The sequence below is a fragment of the Parafrankia sp. BMG5.11 genome (assembly GCF_004337455.1).
Genome location: NZ_SJXI01000036.1, coordinates 147307 through 169606, shown reverse-complemented (window position 1 = coordinate 169606; position 22300 = coordinate 147307). Strand labels below are relative to the sequence as shown.

The 22300-nt window shown below is 72.6% G+C and carries 17 protein-coding genes and 4 tRNA genes; 9 read left to right on the top strand and 12 right to left on the bottom strand.

The annotated features are described in order from the left end of the window. Window positions 1-115: 115 nt before the first annotated feature. Genes E0504_RS24580 through pgsA form a run of 3 tightly spaced genes read right to left on the bottom strand, consistent with a single transcriptional unit; the run spans window position 116 to window position 3021 of the window. Complete coding sequence (locus E0504_RS24580; RefSeq protein ID WP_071061701.1) at window positions 116-1249, bottom strand: glycosyltransferase family 4 protein; 1134 nt, start codon at window positions 1247-1249, stop codon at window positions 116-118. Between the two features lie 13 nt (window positions 1250-1262). Further along, the gene (locus E0504_RS24575) at window positions 1263-2123 is read right to left on the bottom strand and encodes a phosphatidylinositol mannoside acyltransferase (protein WP_071061699.1); all 861 of its coding nucleotides are present in this window, start codon (window positions 2121-2123) and stop codon (window positions 1263-1265) included. 25 nt (window positions 2124-2148) lie between these two features. Then, window positions 2149-3021 (bottom strand): phosphatidylinositol phosphate synthase, encoded by an 873-nt coding sequence (pgsA, locus tag E0504_RS24570; RefSeq protein ID WP_131625933.1) that lies wholly within the window; start codon window positions 3019-3021, stop codon window positions 2149-2151. A 328-nt stretch (window positions 3022-3349) separates the two neighbouring features. Here pgsA and E0504_RS24565 point away from each other — a divergent pair, with 328 nt between their 5' ends. Continuing rightward, window positions 3350-5626: an elongation factor G-like protein EF-G2 gene (locus E0504_RS24565; protein ID WP_131625932.1), complete on the top strand. Its 2277-nt coding sequence runs from the start codon at window positions 3350-3352 to the stop codon at window positions 5624-5626. A 128-nt stretch (window positions 5627-5754) separates the two neighbouring features. Here E0504_RS24565 and E0504_RS24560 read toward each other — a convergent pair whose 3' ends face one another. Continuing rightward, window positions 5755-6324, bottom strand: coding sequence for an HIT domain-containing protein (locus E0504_RS24560; RefSeq protein ID WP_112107092.1), 570 nt, complete (start codon window positions 6322-6324; stop codon window positions 5755-5757). Between the two features lie 301 nt (window positions 6325-6625). On the opposite strand from E0504_RS24560, the gene E0504_RS24555 reads away from it, so the two are divergent. Next, window positions 6626-8050 carry a cytochrome P450 gene (locus tag E0504_RS24555; protein WP_131625931.1) on the top strand — a complete coding sequence of 475 codons (1425 nt, stop codon included), beginning with the start codon at window positions 6626-6628 and terminating at the stop codon, window positions 8048-8050. Window positions 8051-8289: 239 nt separating this feature from the next. On the opposite strand, the gene E0504_RS24550 is transcribed toward E0504_RS24555, so the two are convergent. After that, window positions 8290-8361: transfer RNA gene (locus tag E0504_RS24550), tRNA-Val, on the bottom strand. Between the two features lie 540 nt (window positions 8362-8901). Here E0504_RS24550 and E0504_RS24545 point away from each other — a divergent pair. After that, window positions 8902-9333, top strand: a complete 432-nt coding sequence (locus E0504_RS24545) for an SsgA family sporulation/cell division regulator (protein WP_018500117.1) — start codon at window positions 8902-8904, stop codon at window positions 9331-9333. A gap of 125 nt (window positions 9334-9458) precedes the next feature. Here E0504_RS24545 and E0504_RS24540 read toward each other — a convergent pair whose 3' ends face one another. After that, entirely contained in the window at window positions 9459-10595 is a 1137-nt protein-coding gene (locus E0504_RS24540) for a chorismate-binding protein (protein ID WP_198145367.1), read from the bottom strand. Between the two features lie 647 nt (window positions 10596-11242). On the opposite strand from E0504_RS24540, the gene E0504_RS24535 reads away from it, so the two are divergent. The 3 genes from E0504_RS24535 to E0504_RS24525 all read left to right on the top strand — a co-directional run bounded on the left by E0504_RS24535 (window position 11243) and on the right by E0504_RS24525 (window position 11517). Beyond that, window positions 11243-11314 (top strand) — tRNA-Gly (locus E0504_RS24535). A gap of 43 nt (window positions 11315-11357) precedes the next feature. Then, window positions 11358-11429 (top strand) — tRNA-Cys (locus E0504_RS24530). A 13-nt stretch (window positions 11430-11442) separates the two neighbouring features. Next, window positions 11443-11517, top strand: a tRNA-Val gene (locus E0504_RS24525). 184 nt (window positions 11518-11701) lie between these two features. On the opposite strand, the gene E0504_RS24520 is transcribed toward E0504_RS24525, so the two are convergent. After that, window positions 11702-12589, bottom strand: a complete 888-nt coding sequence (locus E0504_RS24520) for an N-acetylmuramoyl-L-alanine amidase (protein ID WP_112107106.1) — start codon at window positions 12587-12589, stop codon at window positions 11702-11704. A 225-nt stretch (window positions 12590-12814) separates the two neighbouring features. Beyond that, complete coding sequence (locus E0504_RS24515; protein WP_020462633.1) at window positions 12815-13630, bottom strand: DUF3097 domain-containing protein; 816 nt, start codon at window positions 13628-13630, stop codon at window positions 12815-12817. Between the two features lie 171 nt (window positions 13631-13801). Between E0504_RS24515 and E0504_RS24510 the strand changes: the two genes are divergently transcribed. Further along, on the top strand, window positions 13802-14413 hold the full coding sequence (locus E0504_RS24510) for an isochorismatase family protein (protein ID WP_071061687.1): 612 nt from the start codon (window positions 13802-13804) through the stop codon (window positions 14411-14413). 77 nt (window positions 14414-14490) lie between these two features. Here the strand turns inward: E0504_RS24510 and E0504_RS24505 are convergent, their stop codons facing one another. The 4 genes from E0504_RS24505 to E0504_RS24490 all read right to left on the bottom strand — a co-directional run bounded on the left by E0504_RS24505 (window position 14491) and on the right by E0504_RS24490 (window position 17311). Continuing rightward, entirely contained in the window at window positions 14491-14784 is a 294-nt protein-coding gene (locus E0504_RS24505) for a DUF4193 domain-containing protein (protein ID WP_018500123.1), read from the bottom strand. Window positions 14785-14976: 192 nt separating this feature from the next. Then, window positions 14977-15510 carry a DUF3145 domain-containing protein gene (locus E0504_RS24500; RefSeq protein ID WP_041254795.1) on the bottom strand — a complete coding sequence of 178 codons (534 nt, stop codon included), beginning with the start codon at window positions 15508-15510 and terminating at the stop codon, window positions 14977-14979. A gap of 252 nt (window positions 15511-15762) precedes the next feature. Continuing rightward, entirely contained in the window at window positions 15763-16821 is a 1059-nt protein-coding gene (locus E0504_RS24495) for an SPFH domain-containing protein (protein ID WP_243657605.1), read from the bottom strand. 40 nt (window positions 16822-16861) lie between these two features. Further along, complete coding sequence (locus E0504_RS24490; RefSeq protein ID WP_071061800.1) at window positions 16862-17311, bottom strand: NfeD family protein; 450 nt, start codon at window positions 17309-17311, stop codon at window positions 16862-16864. Between the two features lie 127 nt (window positions 17312-17438). Here E0504_RS24490 and glgX point away from each other — a divergent pair, with 127 nt between their 5' ends. After that, a complete protein-coding gene (gene glgX / locus E0504_RS24485; RefSeq protein ID WP_112107778.1) occupies window positions 17439-19646 on the top strand; it encodes a glycogen debranching protein GlgX in 2208 nt (735 codons plus the stop codon). Then, window positions 19636-22212 carry a malto-oligosyltrehalose synthase gene (gene treY, locus E0504_RS24480; RefSeq protein WP_112107777.1) on the top strand — a complete coding sequence of 859 codons (2577 nt, stop codon included), beginning with the start codon at window positions 19636-19638 and terminating at the stop codon, window positions 22210-22212. The genes glgX and treY overlap by 11 nt, the downstream gene beginning before the upstream one ends. The last annotated feature ends 88 nt before the right edge of the window (window positions 22213-22300 follow it).

The following is a 22300-nucleotide window of genomic DNA, read 5'->3' as shown; positions in this document are numbered from 1 at the left end:
ACCCCGGTGGACAGGTCACGGCCGGTCGGTGATATCGGCCGGCGCGGGATATCGCCGGGCACAGGACACCGGCCGGCGCCGCGATCCGGCCGCCGCGGGATACCGGCCGGCCGGCTCAGCTCTCCTCGGGGGCGGCGACCGACACCGGGCGGTCACCGGAGACCATCTCGTACACGCCGACGATGCTCTGGGCGATCACCCGCCAGTCGTACCGGGCGACGACGGCGCGGCCGCGCTCGGCCAGCCGGGCTCGCTCGGCCGGGTCCTCGATCAGCTCGGCCAGGTTCGCCGCCAGCTCCGCCGGCTCCCCCACCCCGAACAACCGCCCGGCCCGCCCGTTGTCGAGCACCCGCCGGAACGCGTCGATGTCGCTCGCGACGACCGGCGTCCCGGCCGCCATCGCCTCGAGCAGCACGATCCCGAAGCTCTCCTGCCCCGTGTTCGGGGCACAGTACACGCTGCCGGAGGCGAACACCGCGGCCTTGTCGGCCTCCGGGACGAGCCCTACCAGGTCGACCCGTCCGAGCAGCGCGGGGTCGATGCGGGAGCGCACCGCCTCGGTGTCGCCGGGGCCCGCGACCAGCAGGCGGACGTCCGGCACCTTCTCGACGAGCCTCGGGAACGCGGCCATCAGCACGTCCAGGCCCTTGCGCGGCTCGTCGATCCGGCCGAGGAACGCCACCGTCGGCGCGGTGCCGTAGCCGGGCAGTGGGCGGGCGCCCTCGAAGGCCCGCACGGCCACTCCGTTCGGGATGAGGATCGCGCCGGTGCCGAGGTGCTCCACGAGCGTGCGCCGTGCCGCCTCGGACACGGCGATCCGTGCCCGCAGCTTCTCCAGCGACGGCCGCAGCGCGCGGTGCCCCGCGGTGAGGATCCTTGACCTGGGGTTGGCGGTGTGGAAGGTCGCCACCAGCGGGCCGTCCGCGAGCATGCAGGCCAGCAGGCTGACACTGGGCGCGGTCGGCTCGTGCGCGTGCAGCACGTCGAAGTCGTGCTCGCGCAGCCACCGACGCACCCGGGCGGCCGAGACCGGCCCCATGAGCAGCCGGGCCACCGAGCCGTTGTAGGGCACCGGCACCGCGCGGCCGGCGTCCACGGCGTACGCCGGCAGCGTGGACTCGTCGTCCACCGGGGTGATCACCGAGACCTCGTGCCCGGCGTCGAGCAGCGTCTCGGCGAGGTCACGCACGTGCGCCTGGACGCCCCCGGGCACGTCCCAGGTGTAGGGGCAGGCGAGTCCGATTCTCACCGCCGGCTGCTCCTCATGACCGGTCGGGCCAGATCCGCTGGAGCATGTGCCAGTCGGACGGATGGGCGGCGATGCCGGAGGCGAACTCGTCCGCGAGCCGCTGGGTCATGGCCGGGATGTCGGTGTGCTCGACCTCGGGATGGATCCGCGCGCTCCAGCCGTCGTCGTCGAACCACAGCGTGACCGGCAGCAGGACCGCCCCGGTGCGCAGCGCGAGCGCGGCCGGCCCCGGCGGCATGGTCGCCGTCGCCCCGAAGAAGGTGACGGCAACCCCGGCGGAGCTGAGGTCGCGGTCCGCCAGCAGGCACAGGGCGCCGCCGGCGCGCAGCCGCTCGGCCAGCAGGTCCGACGGCGGTTGCGTGCCGCCGGTCAGCGGGATGACCTCCATGCCGAGCGCGGTGCGGAACCGGACGAACCGCTCGAAGAGCTCCTCGGGGCGCAGCCGCTCGGCCACCGTCGTGAACGGGATGCCGGTGGCCACCAGCCACGCCCCGGCCTGCTCCCAGTTCCCCATGTGCGGCAGGGCCAGGATGACGCCCCGGCCGGTCGCGTGCGCGCGGCGCAGCCGGTCCTCGTCGAGCACCCGCATGGCGCCGATCAGCCGGCGGGTCGGCATGTCCTGGAGACGGAAGACCTCCATCCAGTACCGCGCGTAGGAGCGCAGCGCGGACCGGGTCAGCGCGTCGAGGTCGGTGCCCGGCGGCACGACCCGGGCCAGGTTGGCGCGCAGCCGCGCCGTCCCGCGCCCGCCACGGCGGTGGGCGAGATCCGCGGCGCGGGCGAAACACCAGGCGGCGACGCGCTCGGGCAGCAGCCGGACGAGACGCCACCCCAGCACGTAGCCGAGCAGCGTCACCCGCCCCGCGGACGTCATCGACGGTCGGTTCCGATTCGCGCGGTCAGTGGCCCGGAGCGATCCGCGGCACCGCGGGCACCGGCGGCGGCGGCTGCTGTGCCAGCACGGCCTGCTGCGGCTGCTGCGGCTGCTGTGCCGGCACCGCCGGCTGCTGCGCGCCGCCCACCCCGGCCGGGGTGGGCGCGCCGTCCATGCCGCCGCCCGCGCTCATGACCGACGCGGCACCGGACGGGTCGCCGCCCGGCGAGCCGGGCTGCTCGACAGCCGGGTCGGGTGCCGGCGAGCCGGCCGGCGGGGCGAGCGTGGGCCGCCCGGACCGGACGAACTGGCGGTGCACGTGCACCACCCGCTGGCTCACGGTGAGCAGGGTAGCCCCGACCAGGAACCACAGCGCCGCGGGCAGCAAATAGGGCACGCCCAGGCCGTACAGGCCGGCGGCCACGAGCAGGATCAGCAGACGCTCGCCGCGCTCGGCGAACCCGACGTCACAGCTGAACCCCAGGCCCTCGGCGCGGGCCTTGACATACGAGGTCACGGAGCCGGCGACCAGGCAGAGCAGGGCGGCGCCCGCCAGCGGCAGCGAGTCGCCGTCGCCCGCGTACCAGATCACCAGTGACCCGAAGATCGCGCCGTCGCCGACCCGGTCGGAGGTCGAGTCCAGGAACGCGCCCCACTTGGAGGAGATGCCGCGGGCCCGGGCGATCACCCCGTCCATCAGGTCCGAGAAGACGAACAGGGTGATGACGAGCGTTCCGACGAAGAACACTCCGCGGGTGAAGAAGCCGAGGGCCCCGCCGGCCACCCCGATCGTGCCGATCACCGTCACCATGTCGGGTGACACCGACGAGCGCGCGGCCCACTGGCTCAACGGATCGAGCACCTTCTGGATCTGGGGTCGCGCCTTGCTTGCGAGCATGTCCGTCCCGTCGTCTCTGGCGTACCGCCCGGGTTGGGGCGGTCTCACAGTACCGCCGTCACGATCCGCTCATATCCGATCACGATCGGGGCTGGGGTTGTTCCCCACGTCACATCGGAGGACTCTTCGGGGTACGTACCAGTGCCCGCGGCGGACACACGACAGACACGGCGCGCAGGACCTGCCACGCAAGACCTGCCACGCAGAACACAGCACGCCCGCGGGGTACGGCCCCTCGGCCGGCCGCGGGCACCGCGAGCCAGGCGGATCCGCGCCGGCGGAGTCGCGCCGGCGCACCGGCTCCGCCGCACCCTGTTGGGAGGCCGGAATGTCAGCAACTCCGCGTGATGTGCGCAACGTGGTCCTCGTCGGGCACACCGGTGCCGGCAAGACGACCCTGCTGCGGCATCTCCTCCAGGTGGCCGAGTTCCTCGACGGGCAGCCCGCCGCCACCATGCCAGCCGCCGGCAACGGCAACGGCAGCGGCAGCGGCAGGAAGGGTGGCAACGGCCGCGCCAACGCCAACGGCAGAGGCGCCGGCGGCCAGGCCCGCGCCGGGGCCGACGGGGGCGCGCCCGGGGTGGGTGCCGCCGGGGGCGGCGCGGGCGCATCCCCCGGCGGAGAACCGGCCCAGCGGAGCATCTCGCTCGTCCTGGCCTCGCTGTGCCACCGTGGCCTGGCCGTGAACCTGCTGGACACCCCCGGATACCCGGACTTCGTCGGGGAGCTGCGAGCGGGCCTGCGCGCGGCGGACGCCGCCCTGTTCGTCATCAGCGCCCTCGAGGACATCGACGGGTCGACCAGGATGCTCTGGGAGGAGTGCGCGGCGGTCGGCATGCCCCGCGCGATCGCCATCACCCGGCTGGACCATCCCCGGGCCGACTTCGACGCGACCCTGCTCGCCTGCCAGGAGACTTTCGGCGCCGGAGTCCTGCCCGTCTACCTGCCCGAACCCGGCGGCGCGGAGCCGTCCCGGCTCGTCGCCCTGCTCACCGGACGGGTGATCGAGTACTCGGCCGGGACCCGCCGCGAGCAGGAGCCCCCGGCCGAGCTGACCGGCGCCGCGGGGGCGGCGCGCGGTGCCCTGGTCGAGGGGATCATCGCCGAGAGCGAGGACGAGAGCCTGCTCGAGCGGTACCTCGGCGGCGAGGAGCTCGACCCCAAGATGCTGCTCGACGACCTGGAGACCGCGGTGGCGCGCGGGTCGTTCTACCCAGTCCTGCCGCTCGCGGTACCGTCACGCGCCGCGGCCGGAGCTCGTGGCGTGCCGCCCGGCCTGGGCACCGTGGAGCTGCTCGACCTGTTCGCACACGCCTTCCCGTCCCCGCGCGAGCACCCGCTGCCCAGCCTCACCCGCCCGGACGGTTCACCGTGCCCACCGGCGGTCGGCGACCCGGCCGGGCCCCTGGTCGCCGAGATCGTCCGCACCACCACCGACCCGTACATCGGCCGGATGTCCCTCGTCCGGGTCTTCTCCGGCATCCTGCGCCCCGACGCGGCCGTACACGTCTCAGGCCACGGACGAGCGGCCGCCGGACATCCCGACCACGACGACGACGAACGGGTCGGGGCGCTCTCGCAGGCCGTCGGCATCGCGCTGCACTCGGTCGACGAGTGCGCCGCCGGCGGGATCTGCGTCATCACCCGGCTGTCCACCGCCGAGACCGGGGACACCCTCTCCGACCCGGCGGACCCGCGCCACCTGCCCGCCTGGACGATGCCGGAGCCGCTGCTGCCCGTAGCCGTGCGCGCCCCGGCCCGCTCCGACGAGAGCAAGCTGTCCGCGGCGCTGGGCCGCGTCTGCGCCGAGGACCCCACCCTGACCGTCACGCAGGACGCCGAGACCGGCCAGCTCGTCCTGTGGTCCATGGGCGAGGCCCACTGCGACGTCGTCCTGGACCGCCTGCGGGAGCGGTTCGGCGTCACCCTCGAGAAGATCCCGCTGCGGGTTCCCATGCGGGAGACGCTGCGCGGGCCGGCCGAGGGCGTCGGGCGGCTGGTGAAGCAGTCGGGCGGCCACGGGCAGTACGCGATCTGCCGCCTCAAGGTCGAGCCGCTGCCCGCCGGCAGCGGCTTCGAGTTCGTGGACGAGGTCGTCGGCGGCGCGGTCCCCCGCCAGTTCATTCCCTCGGTGGAGAAGGGAGTGCGGGCCCAGCTGGAGCGGGGGTTGGATGCCGGGTTCCCCGCCGTCGACCTGCGGGTGCGCCTGGTCGACGGGAAGGCGCACAGTGTCGACTCGTCCGACATGGCCTTCCAGGCGGCCGGCGGCCTGGCGCTGCGGGAGGCCGCGCGCGCGGCCGGCGTGGTGCTGCTCGAACCCGTCCTGGAGGTGCACGTCACCGTGCCCGACGAGCACGTCGGCGCGGTGATGAGCGACGTCTCCGCGCGGCGCGGCCGGGTCGTGGGGATGGCGCCGGTCGGCAACGGCGGCCCGGAGGTCCCGGCGCGCACCGCCATCCACGCGGAGATCCCCGCGGCCGAGATGACCCGCTACGCCGTCGACCTACGCTCCGTGAGCCACGGGACGGGCGTCTTCAGCCGCCGCCCCCTCGGTTACGAGCCGGTTCCCGACCATCTGACGGCCAGGTTCACCGAGAAGTCGTGACCCCGCACGGCCGCCCCGCGCCGGCATGACCCGCGCGGGCGCGGCTGTGCCGGACGGCGCCGGGCCCGACCCTCCCGGGTGACAGCGGGTCACCGCGGACGGCCGCCGGCCCACCCCGCGCGGGTGGGTCAGGCCGTCTGCCCGGTGCGCCGCCACGCCTGCGCAAGCAGCTCCCGCGTCTGGCCGAGCAGCGCCGGCAACACCCGGGTCGCGCCGACGACGGGCATGAAGTTCGTGTCACCGCCCCAGCGCGGAACAACATGCTGGTGCACATGGGCTGCGATTCCGGCGCCGGCCACCGAACCGAGGTTCATACCGGTGTTGAAGCCATGCGCGCCACTGGCCATCCGCAACGCGCGCAACGCGTGCTGGACGAACAACGACATCTCCACCGTCTCGTCGTAGTCCATCTCGGCATAGTCGGCGACATGGCGGTACGGCACCACCATCAAATGACCCGCGTTGTATGGATACAAATTAAGTACGGCGTATACGGACTTTCCCCGGGCGACCACAAGGCCGTCCTCGTCCGTCATCGCCACGATGGCGCAGAAGGGGCACTCGTCGTCGGGGGACCGCCCCGCCCCCTTGATGTACGCCATGCGATGCGGCGTGTAGAGACGTTGGAAGGCGTCCGGGTGGCCGACACCAGCCTGCTCGTCGACGGGCGTGCCGTCCGGCGCCGCGGTCGCGCTCACCTGCCCGGCCCCGCCGCCGACGGGATCGGCTCCCGCCAGCACCGCCCTCCGACCTGCGCCACCCTCACCACGCTGCCGCCTCCCGCGCCCCGCGAGCCCCGTCCCGCCGCCGCCGATCACCAGCCGGCCCGCCGGTACCCGTCCGAGACACCACGGTACCCACCCGCGGACCGCGCACGGGCGGCCAGTACAGGCCCGCCCGCGGCCGGCGAGACGGTCGGCCACCCGACCCGGGGTCCAGGATGAATCCCGAGGGCGCGGTACGGGGCCGCTGTCCCCGGAGCGCCTCCTGGAGCCGCACATGTCGATCGACCGCCTCCCCACCGCGGGGCACACCGGGGCGCAGGCACCGGGGCCGGGCCGGGCCACCCCGGCGTTCCTGCGCGAGCTGCTCGCCGACCCGCTCCGCCTGTTCACCCGGCTGCGCACCAGTTACGGCCCGATCGTCCGGGTGCCGGTCGGGCGCGGCGGCTTCCACCTCGTGTGCGGCCCCGACGCGGTCGAGCAGGTCCTGGTGGGCGAGCAGCGTGCCTACGCGAAGGGCCTGCGCCGGCGCACCATGCCGCCGGGCGAGGGAATCCAGCCGCTGTCCCTGCTGCTCGGTTCGGGCCTGCTCACCAGCGGCGGAGACCTCCACCGGACCCGCCGCCGGCTGATCCAGCCGATGTTCCACCGCGAGCGGATCGCCGGCTACGGCACCGCGATCTCCGAGCTGTCCCGCGCCACCGCGCTGGGCTGGGCGGACGGCTCCCGCCGCGAGGTCCACACCGACATGAGCGAGCTGACCCTCGCGGTCGTCGCCCGCACCGTGTTCGGCGTCGACGTCGACAGCGAGGTGGTCCGGCGGGTGCGCCGCGCCGTCGCCGCGAACATGCGGCTGTCCCAGCTGGCCGTTCTCCCGGGAGCCATGCGCCTGCAGCAGCACCTGCCGATCGGCCCGCTGCGAGCGGCGCGCGACTCGCGGGACGACCTCACCGCCGTGGTCATGGAGATGATCGAGCAGCGCAGATCACTCGACGCCGCCGGCTCCGACCTGCTGTCCACCCTGCTGGCCACCCGCGACGCCGACACCGGCGCCCCCCTGGACGACACCTCGATCCGCGACGAGGCGCTGACCATCCTGCTGGCCGGTCACGAGACCACCGCGAACGCGATGACCTGGGCCTACCACCTGCTCGCCACCAACCCGCAGGCCCGCGACCGGATGCACACCGAACTCGACGACGTCCTCAACGGCCGGAAACCGACCACCGCGGACCTGGCCGAGCTGCCCTACACCCGGGCCGTGTTCAGCGAGACCCTGCGCCTGTACCCACCCGCGTGGATCCTCCTGCGCCGCACGACGAGGGACGTCACCCTCGCCGGGTACCACCTGCCCGCGGACACGAACGTCCTGCTGAGCCAGTGGGTGATCCACCGGGACCCCACCTGGTGGCCCGCCCCCGAGGAGTTCCGCCCCCAGCGCTGGCTGACCCCCGACCCCACCCGCCCGAAGTACGCCTACTTCCCCTTCGGCGGCGGAACCCGCCAGTGCATCGGCAACACCTTCGCCGAGATGGAAGGAGCACTGGCCCTGGCCGCGATCAGCTCCATCCGAACCCTGACCCCCACCCCAGGCCGCCCGGTAACCCCCATCCCCCGCGTAACCCTGCGCCCCCAGCCCCTACAGATGACCGCCCACCCCCGCACACCCCACCCCACGCCCTCCACCCACCAGCCTCACTGACACCCCACGCCCTCCACCCACCAGCCTCGCAGCGGCACTTAACCCCCGCCACCCACCAGACCCCCGCCACCCACCAGCCACACAGAGAGCAACCCCCACCAAAGTGCCACCCCAAACAACAAAGAACCCCCCAGACACATCACCTGGGGGGTTCGGGGGGCTGGGCCCCCCGAAAGACATCGCGCGGGAGCCCAGGAAGATCCCCCAAAGGGGGATCGACCAGACCGCGCCCGATCGCGTGGGCGTACGTGGTTTCGAACCACGGACCTCTGCCGTGTGAAGGCAGCGCTCTACCACTGAGCTATACGCCCGACTTGGCCTGGTTGGACGCCTGGTCGGGTGCACCCGTATGGGTGTTCCGAGGCCTGGACGGCCTTCCGGAACCGCCCCTCGGCTGGGATGTGTTGCGTCCTCGCTGAGGTTGGACTCAGCTTACACGGACGGGACCGAGTGTCGGACGGGGGGTGGCCGCCGGACGGATGCGGGCATGTCAACCCTCCGGCCGATGGCCGGACAGCGCCGGGTTGACCGGGACTCGCCGTGGTTGAGACGGGTCCGGACAGGGAAGGCTGTGAGTGGCACGGCCTCGGCAGAACGGCCATTGTGCTCGGGGGAACCCTCAGTCGAACGCGGACAGCGATCGTCCGGCCACGTAAGGCCGACGGCCGCGCATACCGCGCCGGCCGGGTCTTCTCGGAGGACTTCGGTCGGGCTTCCTGGGTAGGGCAACTCGCCCGAATCGCCGTAACGGATGTTGTCTTGGCATAACCTTGTTTCCAACGGGACTCAGAGAGGGAACTATCTCGTTACACGGGTGCTCGCCCGCACCACGCACCATGAGAGGCCGCCCGATGACTATTCGTCACGATTCGATCACCGCAGAACTCGCCCTTCGGCTCGTCGTTCCCGGCGGCGCCCCGGTTCCGGTCGCCGCCACCGTCCGATACGAGCCTGCTGACCCTTATGCGGTCAGCATCGGCTTCCGTACCGGCGCCGACGAGGTCGTCGAATGGACATTCGCCCGGCAGCTGCTGAGCGACGGCGTGCGCCGGCCAGCCGGCGACGGCGATGTCCAGGTCTGGCCCGCCGCGCAGTCGGGCGGGCGGATCGTCTGCCTGTCGTTGTCCAGTCCATCCGGTCACGCTCTGTTCGAGATGCCGCGCGCGGAGGTGCTGGCCTTCCTCCGCCGCACGTACTCCGCTGTACCGCTCGGCGGGGAGAGCGACGTCATCGACCTGGATGCCGAACTCGCCCTACTGATCTGGGGCGGCCCCGAGCGGTGATCTCACCGGGGTCGGCACCGTGTCCGACCCCGGCAAACCGGTGCGGGCACTTCCGGCACAGATCAGGCGCACGATCATTCGCCTGGTGGGGAGAACTTCCCCACCAGGCGTTTTGCTGTCCGCGGTCAGCGGGCCGCCGCGATCCGCCGGGTCCGGGCCGCCTCGCGTGGCGGCATGGAGGGACCGGTCCGGCCGTCCCGCCCTGGTGACGAGGCCAGGGCGAGCAGCCGGTGCGCCTTCAGCTCGGTCTCGCGCCATTCCGCCTCCGGGTCGCTGCCCCAGGTGATGCCGGCGCCTGTCCCGAACCAGATCCGCTCGTCGGCGAGCCAGAACGTGCGGATTCCCACCGACAGCCAGCCGCGTCCGCTGTCGGCGTCCACCCAGCCGATGCCGCCGCAGTAGTGGCCGCGCGCCACCGGCTCCAGCTCCCGGATGATCCGCAGCGCGCTCGACTTGGGCGCTCCCGACACCGAGCCGGGTGGGCAGGTCGCGGCCAGCAGCTCGGCCCACCCCACACCCGGCGCCAGCGTGGCCTGCACGGTCGACACGAGGTGAACCAGGCCGGGATGCCGTTCCACCGCGCACAGCGCGGGCACCGTGACGCTGCCGGGCCGGGCGACCCGTCCCAGGTCGTTGCGAACGAGGTCGACGATCATGACGTTCTCCGCGACGTCCTTGTCCCGCAGGTCGGCGACCGTGCGCCCGGTGCCCTTGATCGGGCCGGACCGTACGAGGTCACCCTCCCGCGACAGGAACAGCTCCGGTGAGGCCCCGACGATGCGTACGCCGGCCTCGGGGGCGTCGAGCACCACCGAGTAGGGGGCTGGGTTGCCCGCGGCCAGGACGGTCGCCAGCGCGGCGAGGTCCGTGCCGGCGGGGCCGGGGACGGTGGGCGCGGACAGCAGCCGGCACAGGTTCACCTGGTAGACCTCGCCGGCGGCGATCTCGGACCGGATCGCGTGGACGCCGGCGATGTAGGCCGCGGCGTCCATGCTCGTCGCCCAGTCCGTCCGGGCGGGGCCGCGCCACGGCCCGGCCGCGAGCGCCGTGACGTCAGGCGCCGGGCGCACGTGCCTGAACCGGACGCAGCGGGTACGACCCTCGAAGTCGACGACGACTCCCCAGAAGCCACCGCGGTCGAGCACCCGGAGGTCGTCGTGCACTTCCACGACCCCGGTGGCGAGCCTGCCGCCCGCCAGCAGATAGGACTCCCGGCCGCGAACCCGCGCCGCGACGGGCCCGCCGGTCGCTCGTAGACGCACCTTTGTGCCACTCCTGTCCGTCGAGCCCCCGCGCGTTGTGCCCCCATTCGCCCCAGTCATCCTGATCACCGTATCGCCGTGGTCGCCGTACCCCACGCCCAGGTCACCGTGCGCGTGGCGCCCGGAGACGGCGGAGGTTTTGCCCTGTGCCCCTGTGTACGCGCCTCCGTCCCACCACCCCTGTTCTGCCTACCCCCGTTGTGCGCCGTCCCTCACCAGGTCCGCCCCCACGCCCGGCCCCGCGGTCCGTCCGGCCAGTCCCCGGCCGGACGGCTCCCGCCCCGCTCTCCCGCCCCGGCCCCGCTCTCCCTCCCAGGTCCCAGACCTTCGCCCGCCCGAGTTCCGGGGCTGCCGCCCGCCCTGGTCCTGACCCTTACCCACGGCGAGCCCGGCCCCCGCCCACCGCACGCCGGGCCCGCGCGGCCGGGCGACACACCGGTGACACCAAGATCGTGCTCCAACGCAACATCTCATCGACACCAGGGCGACATCCGGGCGACATCCCGGCACGGTGGCACCCACATTCGACGACCGCCCCGATCGTCCGCTAGAGTGCTACCTGCACCGCCAAGCGGGACGCCAGCCAGATCGGCGCCCCACCTGCTCGTGGTAAATTCCTCCTCGTAGCAGAAGCAGCAGCGGAGCATGCGGACGTGGCTCAGTGGTAGAGCATCACCTTGCCAAGGTGAGGGTCGCGGGTTCGAATCCCGTCGTCCGCTCGGAAGCGGTGTGGTCAGAAGTAAAGCCATCACGGCCTTTCACGGCGGAGTGGCCGAGTGGTTTAGGCAAGGGCCTGCAAAGCCCTGTACGCGGGTTCGATTCCCGCCTCCGCCTCTGATCAGGTTCCGGGCGATTAGCTCAGTGGGAGAGCGCTACCTTGACACGGTAGAGGTCACTGGTTCAATCCCAGTATCGCCCACCACCCGCGCTATCAGCGCAAACGGCCATCCCTCAGGGGATGGCCTTTCTGGTTTCCCGGGCCCCTGCGTGCACCAGGCGAACATCATGATTCACTTGCGACACGCGGCCGAGGCGCACAGCCCGGACCATCGGCGCGCCCACCGCGACAGCCCGAAGCCGGCCAGCCCGCCGACCCTCGGGGCCGGCTAGCCCGTGGCCGGCCCGGCCACGCCGGTCGGGGCGCCGGACGGGCCGCCAGACGGGGCGCTGACCAGGAAGGCCGCGAGGCCGTCGACGATGCCCTCGGCCGCCCGCTGCCGCCAGGCGGCGTCGCTGATCCGCCCGGCGTCGCCCGGGTTGTGCATGTTTCCGCACTCGAGGAAAACCTTGGGAACACGGGAGAGATTGAGCCCGCCCAGATCCGAGCGGACCGTGATCCCGTCATCTCCCAGATAGTCCGCCCGACGCTGGCCGGTCGCCGCGCCGAAGGAGCCGCGCAGCAGATCCGCCAGCCGCGCCGAGGCGGTGAGAATGCCCCCGTTTCCACCGTCCGGACTGGCCGCAGGCGCGATGACGTGAAATCCGCTGCCTTCGGGCGGCCCGCCGTCGGCGTGAATGGAGACCACAGCCTCCGCGCCGGCCGCATTTCCGATCCGGGCCCGCTCGTCGACGCAGGGACCGACGCCCGTGTCGTCATTGCGGGTGAGTATCACCGTCGCCCCGCGCGAGCGCAGCAGGCCCGCGGCCCGGGTCGCCACGTCGAAGGTGAATGCGTGCTCCGGATATCCGGCGTCGGTCTCCGCGCCGGCGGTGTCGCATTCCTTCTGGAACCCGCCGGCGTCGACGAGACGGTTGATGGCCGATCCCGCGGCACCGTTCCCGCCGTTGTGGCCCGGGTCGAGCACGATCGTCCGCCCGGTCAGCGCATGGGGATCACGCAGGGGCACCGCCGTGGATGCCGCCTGGGGCGACCGGGGTGGATCCGACGACCCGGGCCAGAAGGCCATCCCGGCCAGCGCGACAGCGATGGCGACCAGGGATGCCACGCCGAGCAGCACGTAGGGCGAAACTCTCCTTGGCGTGTACCCGGGCATGTCAGCCCCCGATTCTGTCCGCCCCCTCCTGGACACGGCCCGTCCAGCGTCCGGTGTTGACTGGAGCGAGATCGGCAGAGCTGGGCCGGAAGACCGGAAAGTCCGAACCGACCGTACGCGACCGACCGCCTCGCCGACTCATCGGGACCGGCCTCGACCGGGGCGCGGCGTGGTCCTGGCCGAGGCATCCAGCGGTCTCGGCCAGCGGCGGCCGGCACGATCTCGTCAGGGTTGCTCGGTGACGAAGTCGATCAGCCGCTCGACGGCCCCGAGCAGGCCCGGTTCCAGGTCGGCGTACGAGTCGACGGCGCCCAGCACCCGGCGCCACATGTCGGCCGGCTCGGCGACCCCCAGCGCCCGGCAGACGCCTTCCTTCCACTGCTGCCCGCGCGGCACCCGCGGCCAGGCTTCGATCCCGACCGAGGAGGGCTTCACCGCCTGCCAGATGTCGATGTAGGGGTGCCCGGTGACGAGCACGTGCGCGCCCGCGACCGACGCGGCGATGCGGCTCTCCTTCGACCCCGCCACGAGATGGTCGACGAGGACACCCAGCCGGCGCCCGGCCGCCGGCTGGAAGCTCGCGACGATCGACGGCAGGTCGTCCACGCCGTCCAGCGGCTCGACGACGACGCCCTCGATCCGCAGGTCGTCGCCCCACACCCGCTCGACCAGCGCGGCGTCATGCAGGCCCTCGACGTAGATGCGGCTGGCGCGGGCCACCCGCGCCGGCAGGCCGGGGACGGCGATCGATCCCGAGGCGGTACGGCTGGGCCGGGCGGGCGCGGCCGGACGGGGGCGGGCCAGGGTCACCCGCTCGCCGTCGAGGAGGAAGGCGCCCTCGCCGAGGGGGAAGACCCGACGGCGCCCGCGGCGGTCCTCGAGCATCACGCCGCCGGCCTCCACGCCGACGACCGCCCCGCAGTAGCCCGAGTCGGCGTCCTCGACCACCAGGTCCGGCTCGATCTCGACCGTCCGGGGCTTCCTGGGCGCCCGGCGTTCGGGCTGGGCCAGGACGTCGTGTCCGTAGTCGCGACTGCGCACGCCCGCAACTTACAGTGGGACAGGCGCGGGCATTCCCGGCGACACGCCGCCCTCCACCCACAGGCGGGGCGGAACCCGCGGGCGGGGCGCGGGGCGGTCTGCCGAGCGGCGCGGGCGAGGGGCGTCCGGGGCCCGGGCGAGGCGCCGCCGGATCGGGATCGAGGTGACGCGATGGCAACGCGGTACGGGCCCGGCGTGGCGCTGGTCGTCCTCGACCTGCAGAACGACTTCGCCGTGCCCGGGGGCAGCCTCTACGTCGCCGGTGGCGAGGACATCGTCGCCGGGGTGAACCGGGAGATCGCGGCAGCGACGAGCGCGGGCTCCCCGGTCTTCTACACCCAGGACTGGCATCCGCCGTCCACGCCGCACTTCGTCACCGAGGGCGGGATCTGGCCGCCGCACTGCGTGCGAGGCACGCCCGGGGCGCGCCTGTGCCCCGACCTGACGGTGGCCGGTGAGGTGATCCGCAAGGGCGTGGACGGCCACGACGGGTACTCGGGCTTCTCCGTCCGTGACCCACGTTCGGGCGAGCGGTCGGCGACCGTGCTCGGCGAGCGGCTTGCCGCCGGCTCCGTCCGCACGGTCGTGGTGGTGGGCCTGGCTGGTGACTACTGCGTGCTGGAGACGGCGCTCGACGCCCGTGCGCTGGGTCTGGAGGTGACGCTCCCGCTGGAGCTGACCCGGTTCGTCGAGCTGGCGGAGGGTGATCGCGAACGCGCGATCGCCCGGATGGTCGGGGCGGGCGTGCGGGTGGAGGGCCTGGCCGCCCGGGGAGGGGGCTGACGCCGCCCCGCCGGGTCACCCGCCGCGGCGCTGCCGCGGGCTCCCGCGGCGGTGCCGCTGTCGGTGTGAAGCCGCTGTCAGGCGGCGCAGTCCCGGCACACCATCCGCCGGGCGTCGTAGAGCTGGCTGCGGTGGTGGACAAGGTAGCAACTGGTGCAGGTGAACTCATCTGCCTGCCGAGGCAGGACGCGGACGGTCAGCTCCTCTCCGGACAGGTCGGCGCCGGGCAGGCCGAGCTCGGTCTCGAACGGATCGACATCGTCACCGAGGTCGGCCGCCGCGTCCGCCCGCCGGGCCTTGAGCGCCTCGAGGCTCTGCTCCGAGGTTTCCTCGATATCGGCTGTGCGGGGGGTGTCGTAATCGGTGGCCACTGAAGTACTCCCAGAAAGGTTGTGCGCTCGTCGTGCGCAACCCACAACGCACGACCCCGGGGGTATGTGCCCGTCAGGCCCACGCGAACACGATGTGGGCTTGGCCACAGGGAGGTGAGCGCGGGCTCACAAGGACACACACGGGCTTCTAACGGGGCAATCTCCCCGGGCACGGAATGTCGTCGGCGGACGTCACCCGGTACGACGCAGCCAGGTGACCGGAGCTCCGTGCGCCCCACGGCGCAGCGGCTCGAGGACGTCGTCCCAGGCGGTTCCCAGCAGCCGGTGCAGGCCCCGCGAGAGGGTCTCCCGCGCCTCGCCGCGCTCCATCAGCGCCAGCAGCGCCCCCTCGCCGACGACGACGTCCCCGTTGGCGGCGATCGCGGCCCGGTGCAGGCCGAGATCGGGAGTGAAGGAGTAGCGCTCCGCGTCGCAGCCGGGCGAGGGCCCCTCGACGGCCTCGAACGTGACATGACCCAGCCGGCGCAGGACGGCGGCGAGCCGCCCGGCGGTTCCCGGGCTCGCCCGCCATTCCAGACCGGCATACAGGAAACCGGGCCGGCCCGGCTGCGCCGTCCAGGTCAGGGAGACCGGGGCGGACAGGGCACCGGACACGGCGAACTCCAGGTGCGGGCACAGTGCCGGCGGACATGCGAGCACCGCCAACTTGCCCGGCACGGCGAAGGACGACGAGCCGGAAGACAGCTCACGAGCTGTCGAGGACATTGCCACCACGCGGGACCTCCGTCGACGAGGAACGCCTTCCCCTGCGTCTCGTCACGCCGGACCCCTCGAATACCAGTCGATCGTGCCATGACCGGCGTTCGAGGACTAGACCCACCCCCTCCCCTGGTGCCACATGTGGTGACCCCCACCCCGGCGGAAGGGCTGGTCCGCGGGCCGCGCGGACCCAACGTCCCGGCCGGCCACGGGCGATGGTCGGGTCCGCACCGGGCCCGGTCCGCCCGTCCCGCCCCGTCAGTCGCGGGCAGGCCCCGGACCGGCCACGTGCCCCGGATCCCGGCTGTGTGACCCCGCTGGTCCTGCCGTGCTGACTGGTCCTGCCGTGCTGACTGGTCCCGCCGTGCTGACTGGTCCCGCCGGGCCGGCTGGTTCGACCGGGCCGGACGGACCAGCCGGACCAGACGGGCCGGCTGCCCGGCCACCGACGTCGAACAGGCCGCCCGGCCCGGCCAGGCCGCCGAGGGCGGCGGTGAGCTCGCTGGGGACGATCCACAGCTTGCTGGCCTGGCCCTCTGCCAGCCGCGGGAGCATCTGCAGGTACTGGTAGGCGAGGAGCTTCTGGTCCGCGTCGCCCTCGTGGATGGCGCCGAAGACGGTGCCGATGGCCTTCGCCTCGCCCTCGGCGGTGAGGATCTGGGCCTCCCGGTGGCCTTCCGCCCGCAGGATCGCGGCCTGCTTCTCGCCCTCGGCCCGCAGGATCTCGCTCGCCTTGACACCCTCGGCGGTCAGGATCGCGGCCCGCCGGTCGCGCTCGGCCCGCATCTGCTTCTCCATCGAGTCCTGGATGGAGCGGGGCGGGTCGATGGCCTTGAGCTCCACCCGGTTGACCCGGATGCCCCACCGGCCGGTCGCGTCGTCGAGCACCCCGCGCAGCTGCCCGTTGATCTGGTCGCGCGAGGTGAGCGTGCCCTCGAGGTTCATCCCGCCGATCACGTTGCGCAGCGTGGTCACGGTGAGCTGCTCGATGGCGCGGATGAAGTCGGCGATCTCGTAGGTGGCCGCGCGCGGGTCGGTGACCTGGAAGTAGATGACGGTGTCGATCCCGACGACGAGGTTGTCCTCGGTGATGACCGGCTGGGGCGGGAAGCTGACCACCTGTTCCCGCAGGTCGATGCGCTCCCGGATCCGGTCGACGATCGGCAGCACGATCGCCAGGCCCGGCGTCAGCGTGCGGTGGTAGCGCCCGAGGCGCTCGACCACCATCGCCCGGGCCTGCGGCACGATCCGCACGGTCCGCGCCAGGAAGATCAGGACCACCAGTGCCGCGACCGCGGCGGCGATGACTCCGCCCATGTTCACTCCTCAAGCTCCCGGCGCGCAGTGTCGCCGCGCTCTAATCCAGCTCCCGGCGCACGGCGTCCGCGTGCACGATCACGTGGGCACCGTCGACGCGCAGCACCCGCACGGTGGCCCCGACCTCGAACTCGTCCGTCGCCGGGTACGACCGCGCGGACCAGACCTCACCGGCGAGCCGGACCCGGCCGGTCGAACCGTCGACCCGCTCCAGGACGACGGCCGGCACTCCGACCAGGGCGTCGGTCCCGGTGCGCAGCACGGGGCCGCTGGTGAGGTGGCGGCGGGCGACGGGCCGCAGGCCGAACGTGAGCCCGGCCGCGGCGACCGCGAACCCCACGAGCTGCACGATCAGATCGGCCCCCAGGACGGCGAGTCCCGCCCCCACCAGCGCCGCGAGCGCGAACATGACCAGGACCAGGTCGAGCGTGAGCAGCTCGCCGACGAGGAGCGCGCCGGCGACGACGATCCACACGACCTCGTCCGCCATGACCATCACCTTAATAAGATCAATTATCTTGCGATCAACGAAACCTCAATGGCGGCAGTGGGCGAACCGGTCGGGGTTCGCGCGCCCCCAAGTCACCGACGGGGAGTGAGCCGTAGGCTTCGTGCGTATGTCGCAGGTCTGGCCTGGCAGCCCTTATCCCCTCGGTGCCACCTTTGACGGATCGGGGACGAACTTCGCGATCTTCTCGGAGGTCGCCGAGCGTGTCGAGCTCTGTCTGTTCGACGCCGTGGGCGCCGAGCGGAGGATCGAGCTGCGGGAGCGCGACGCGTTCGTGTGGCACGCCTACCTGCCGACGGTCCTGCCGGGCCAGCGGTACGGATACCGGGTCCACGGTCCCCATGATCCCGCGCGTGGCCACCGGTGCAACCCCAACAAACTGCTGCTCGACCCGTACGCCAAGGCGGTGGACGGCGAGGTCGACTGGAACCAGGCCGTCTTCGGCTACAACTTCGGCGATCCCGACAGCGTGAACACGACCGACTCCGCGCCGCACATGATGAAGTCCGTGGTGATCAGCCCGTTCTTCGACTGGAACGGTGACCGGCCGCCGCGCCGCCCCTACAACGAGACCGTGATCTACGAGGCGCACGTGCGCGGCCTGACCATGCGGCACGAGGGCCTGCCCGAGGAGTACCGCGGCACCTACGCGGGCGTGGCCCACCCGGTGATGATCGAGCACTACCGCCGTCTCGGCGTGACGGCGATCGAGCTTCTACCAGTGCACCAGTTCGTCCACGACGAGCACCTGGTCAGTCGTGGGCTGCGCAACTACTGGGGCTACAACTCCATCGCCTTCCTGGCGCCGCACAACGGCTACTCCTCCGCGGGCGGCGACGGCCGGCAGGTGCAGGAGTTCAAGGGGATGGTCCGCAACCTGCACGAGGCGGGCATCGAGGTGATCCTCGACGTGGTCTACAACCACACCGCCGAGGGCAACCACATGGGCCCCATGCTGTGCTTCCGAGGCATCGACAACGCGGCCTACTACCGGCTGGTCGACGACGACCCGCAGTACTACATGGACTACACCGGCACCGGCAACAGCATGCGGGTCCGCCATCCACACGTGCTTCAGCTGATCATGGACTCGCTGCGCTACTGGGTCACCGAGATGCACGTGGACGGCTTCCGCTTCGACCTGGCGGCGACCCTGGCCCGGGAGTTCTACGACGTCGACCGGCTGTCGTCGTTCTTCGACCTCGTCCAGCAGGACCCGGTCGTCTCCCAGGTCAAGCTGATAGCCGAGCCGTGGGACCTGGGTGAGGGCGGCTACCAGGTGGGCAACTTCCCCCCGCTGTGGACGGAGTGGAACGGGAAGTACCGCGACACCGTCCGCGACTTCTGGCGCGGGCAGGACCACGGCATCGCCGAGTTCGCCTCCCGGCTCACCGGCTCGTCCGACCTCTACGAGGACAGCGGCCGGCGCCCCTGGGCCTCGATCAACTTCGTCACCGCCCACGACGGCTTCACCCTGCACGACCTGGTCTCCTACAACGACAAGCACAACGAGGCCAACGGCGAGGAGAACCGGGACGGCTCCGACGACAACCGGTCCTGGAACTGCGGCGTGGAGGGCCCGACCGACGACGTCTCGGTCAACCGGCTGCGTGACGCGCAGACCCGCAACCTGCTCACCACCCTGCTGCTCTCGCAGGGGGTGCCCATGCTGGTAGCCGGCGACGAGATGGGCCGAAGCCAACAGGGGAACAACAACGCCTACTGTCAGGACAGCCCGATCTCCTGGCTGGACTGGTCCGACGCCGAGCGCAACGCCGGTCTCATCGATTTCACCGCCCAGCTCTCGCATCTCCGGCGGACCCATCCGGTCTTCCGGCGGCGGCGGTTCTTCCAGGGCGAGTCGATCCGCGGCTCGGCGGGTGGTGAGGACGGCGTCGGCGGGCGACCCGACGGCGCGGCCGCCGTCGACCTGGCCGCCAAGGACATAGTCTGGCTTCGACCCGACGGTAGCGAGATGTCCGACACCGACTGGGAGTCCGGAACGGCGCGCTCGCTCGGCTGTTTCCTGAACGGGCACGGCATCCCGGATCCCAACGCGCTCGGCGAGGCGATCATCGACGACTCCTTCCTGCTGTTCTTCAACGCCCACCACGAGCCGATCCAGTTCCGGGTTCCACCGGTCGACTTCGGCACCACCTGGGAGATCATCGTGGACACGCGCTCGTCCACCGCCGAGATCTCGGCGGTGCTCGGTGGCACCGATCTCGATCCGGTCGACGTCGACCGGGTGGTCAAGGCCGAGGACCCGCTCGAGGTGGACGCCCGCGCCACGCTTGTGCTCTGCCGTGTCAACTGACCGGCCCGGCGGACCCGACCGGCACGGGCCCGCCGATCGGCACTCCGCGTCCGACCGCCGCCGCGAGGGCGCCGGAGCGCGGGAGAACCAGCGCGGGGAGGGCGAGGGCCGCGTCGTCCCGACCGGTACCTACCGGCTGCAACTGCACATGGAGTTCTCGTTCACCGACGCCGCGGTGATCATTCCTTATCTCGCCGGGCTCGGAGTCTCGCACCTGTACCTGTCACCGGTCCTGGAGGCCGCGCCGGGGTCGACCCACGGCTACGACGTGGTCGACCACAGCCAGATCAGCCCCGAGCTGGGCGGGCTCGGCGGGCTGCGCCGGCTGGTCGCCGCCGCGCGCCGCGCGGGGCTCGGCATCATCGCGGACGTCGTGCCCAACCACATGGCGGTGCTCACGCCCGGCACCACGAACACGGCGTGGTGGTCGGTGCTGCGCGAGGGCCCGGACTCCCCCTACGCCTCGTGGTTCGACATCGACTGGGACTCCCCCGACAACCCCGGCCGGGTCCTGCTGCCGCTGCTCGGCCAGTCGCTGGCGGACAGCCTCGCCGCCGACGAGATCGCCGTCGAGCAGGACGAGGACGGCGAGTGGATCGTCGTCTACTACGACCACGTGCTGCCGGTCGCCGCCGGCACCGCCGACCCCTCCGACGTCGCCGCCACCCTGGACGCCCAGTACTACCGCCTGTGCTGGTGGCGGGTCGGCGGGACGGAGCTGAACTACCGGCGCTTCTTCGACATCCCCTCGCTGGCCGGCCTGCGCCAGGAGGAGCCGGACGTCTTCGCCGCCACCCACCGGCTGCTGATCGAGCAGGTGCGCTCGGGCAACCTGGAGGGCCTGCGGATCGACCACCCCGACGGCCTGGCCGACCCCGAGGACTACCTGCGCCAGCTCGCCGAGGCCACCGGCGGGGTCTGGACGGTCGTCGAGAAGATCGTCGAGCGGGACGAGGCGCTGCCCGAGGGCTGGGCCTGCGACGGGACCACCGGGTACGAGACGCTCAACCGGCTCACCAGGCTCTTCCTCGATCCGGTGTCCGCGCGCGCGATGTCCACGCTGTACACGGAGATCACGGGGCGCTCACCGGACTTCGCGCCGGTGGCGCGCGAGGCCAAGATGGACGTGCTCACGAGCGTCCTGCGGCCGGAGGTCGACCGGCTCACCGGGCTCGCCCTCGCCGAGGCCCGCCGCGACCGCGCCGATCTCACCCGGGCCGGCCTGCGCGAGGCGTTGCGTGAGGTGCTCGCCGCCTTCGAGGTCTACCGCGCCTACATCCGCCCCGACGGCACGCCCAGCCTGGAGGCGCGCGGCCACATCGTGCGGGCCTGCGAGCAGGCGCGGGTGGCGCTGCCCGGCCGGGCCAGCGAGATCGACCTCATCGAGGACCTCGCGCTCGGCGGGCCGAGCGAGTTCGTGGTGCGCTTCCAGCAGACCTGCGGCCCGGTGATGGCCAAGGGGATCGAGGACACCGCCTTCTACCGGTACGTCCCGATGGTCGCGCTCAACGAGGTGGGTGGGGCGCCCGGGGATCTCCCGGCCTACCCGACGGGGCATCCGCGCAGCGCCGTCAACGAGTTCCACGAGGCGAACATCACCACGCAGCGGACGTGGCCGCTGACGATGACCACGCTCTCCACGCACGACACCAAGCGGTCCGAGGACGTCCGCGCCCGGCTCGCCGTGCTCTCGGAGGACCCCCGGGGCTGGGCCGACATCGTGCGGCGGCTGGCCCGCCTCGGCGAGCGGCACGCCGACCCGGAGGCCGGCTGGCCCGATCCGGTGACGATGTACCTGCTGGTACAGACGCTCGTCGGCGCCTGGCCGATCTCGGCCGACCGGGTCACCCAGTACATGGTCAAGGCGGTGCGGGAGGCCAAGCTGTTCACGACGTGGACGGACACCGACCCGTCGTACGAGGCCGCGCTGACGAACTACGTCGAGGCCGCCCTCGAGGACGAGGAGTTCGTCGCCGCGCTGGACACCTACGTCTCCACCCTGGTCGAGCTCGGCCGGCAGAACAGCCTGGCGCAGAAGCTGCTCCAGCTCACGATGCCCGGCGTCCCGGACGTCTACCAGGGCCAGGAGCTGTGGGACCACTCGTTGGTGGACCCGGACAACCGCCGTCCGGTCAACTTCGGCGAGCGGACGAAGATGCTCACCGAGCTGGGCGTCGAACCGGGCTCCGAGCTCGCGGCGCCGCGGCGCCCGCCCGTGATCGACGACTCCGGGGCGGCGAAGCTGCTGGTGGTGGCGCGCTCGCTGCGCATCCGCCGGGAGCACCCCGAGTGGTTCGGGGAGGAGGGGACGTACCGGCCGCTGTGGGCGTCGGGGTCCGCGGCGGAGCACGTGGTCGCGTTCAGCCGCTCCGAGTCGGTGGTGACCGTGGTCCCCCGCCTCGTGCTCGGGCTGCGCCGCGGGGGCGGGTGGCGCGACACCACCGTGACCCTGCCCGAGGGCCGCTGGGCGGACGTCCTCACCGGCCGGCGGCACGACGGTGGCACGGCCTACGTGCTGCGCCTGCTGCGCGACTTCCCGGTCAGCCTGCTGATCCGCACGCCCTGAAGTGTGGCCCCGCCCGGCCCGGGTCGTGCCGGATCCACGGCTCGGCGGATCCCGCCCCCCGGAACCGCCACCGAGGGGACGTCGGACC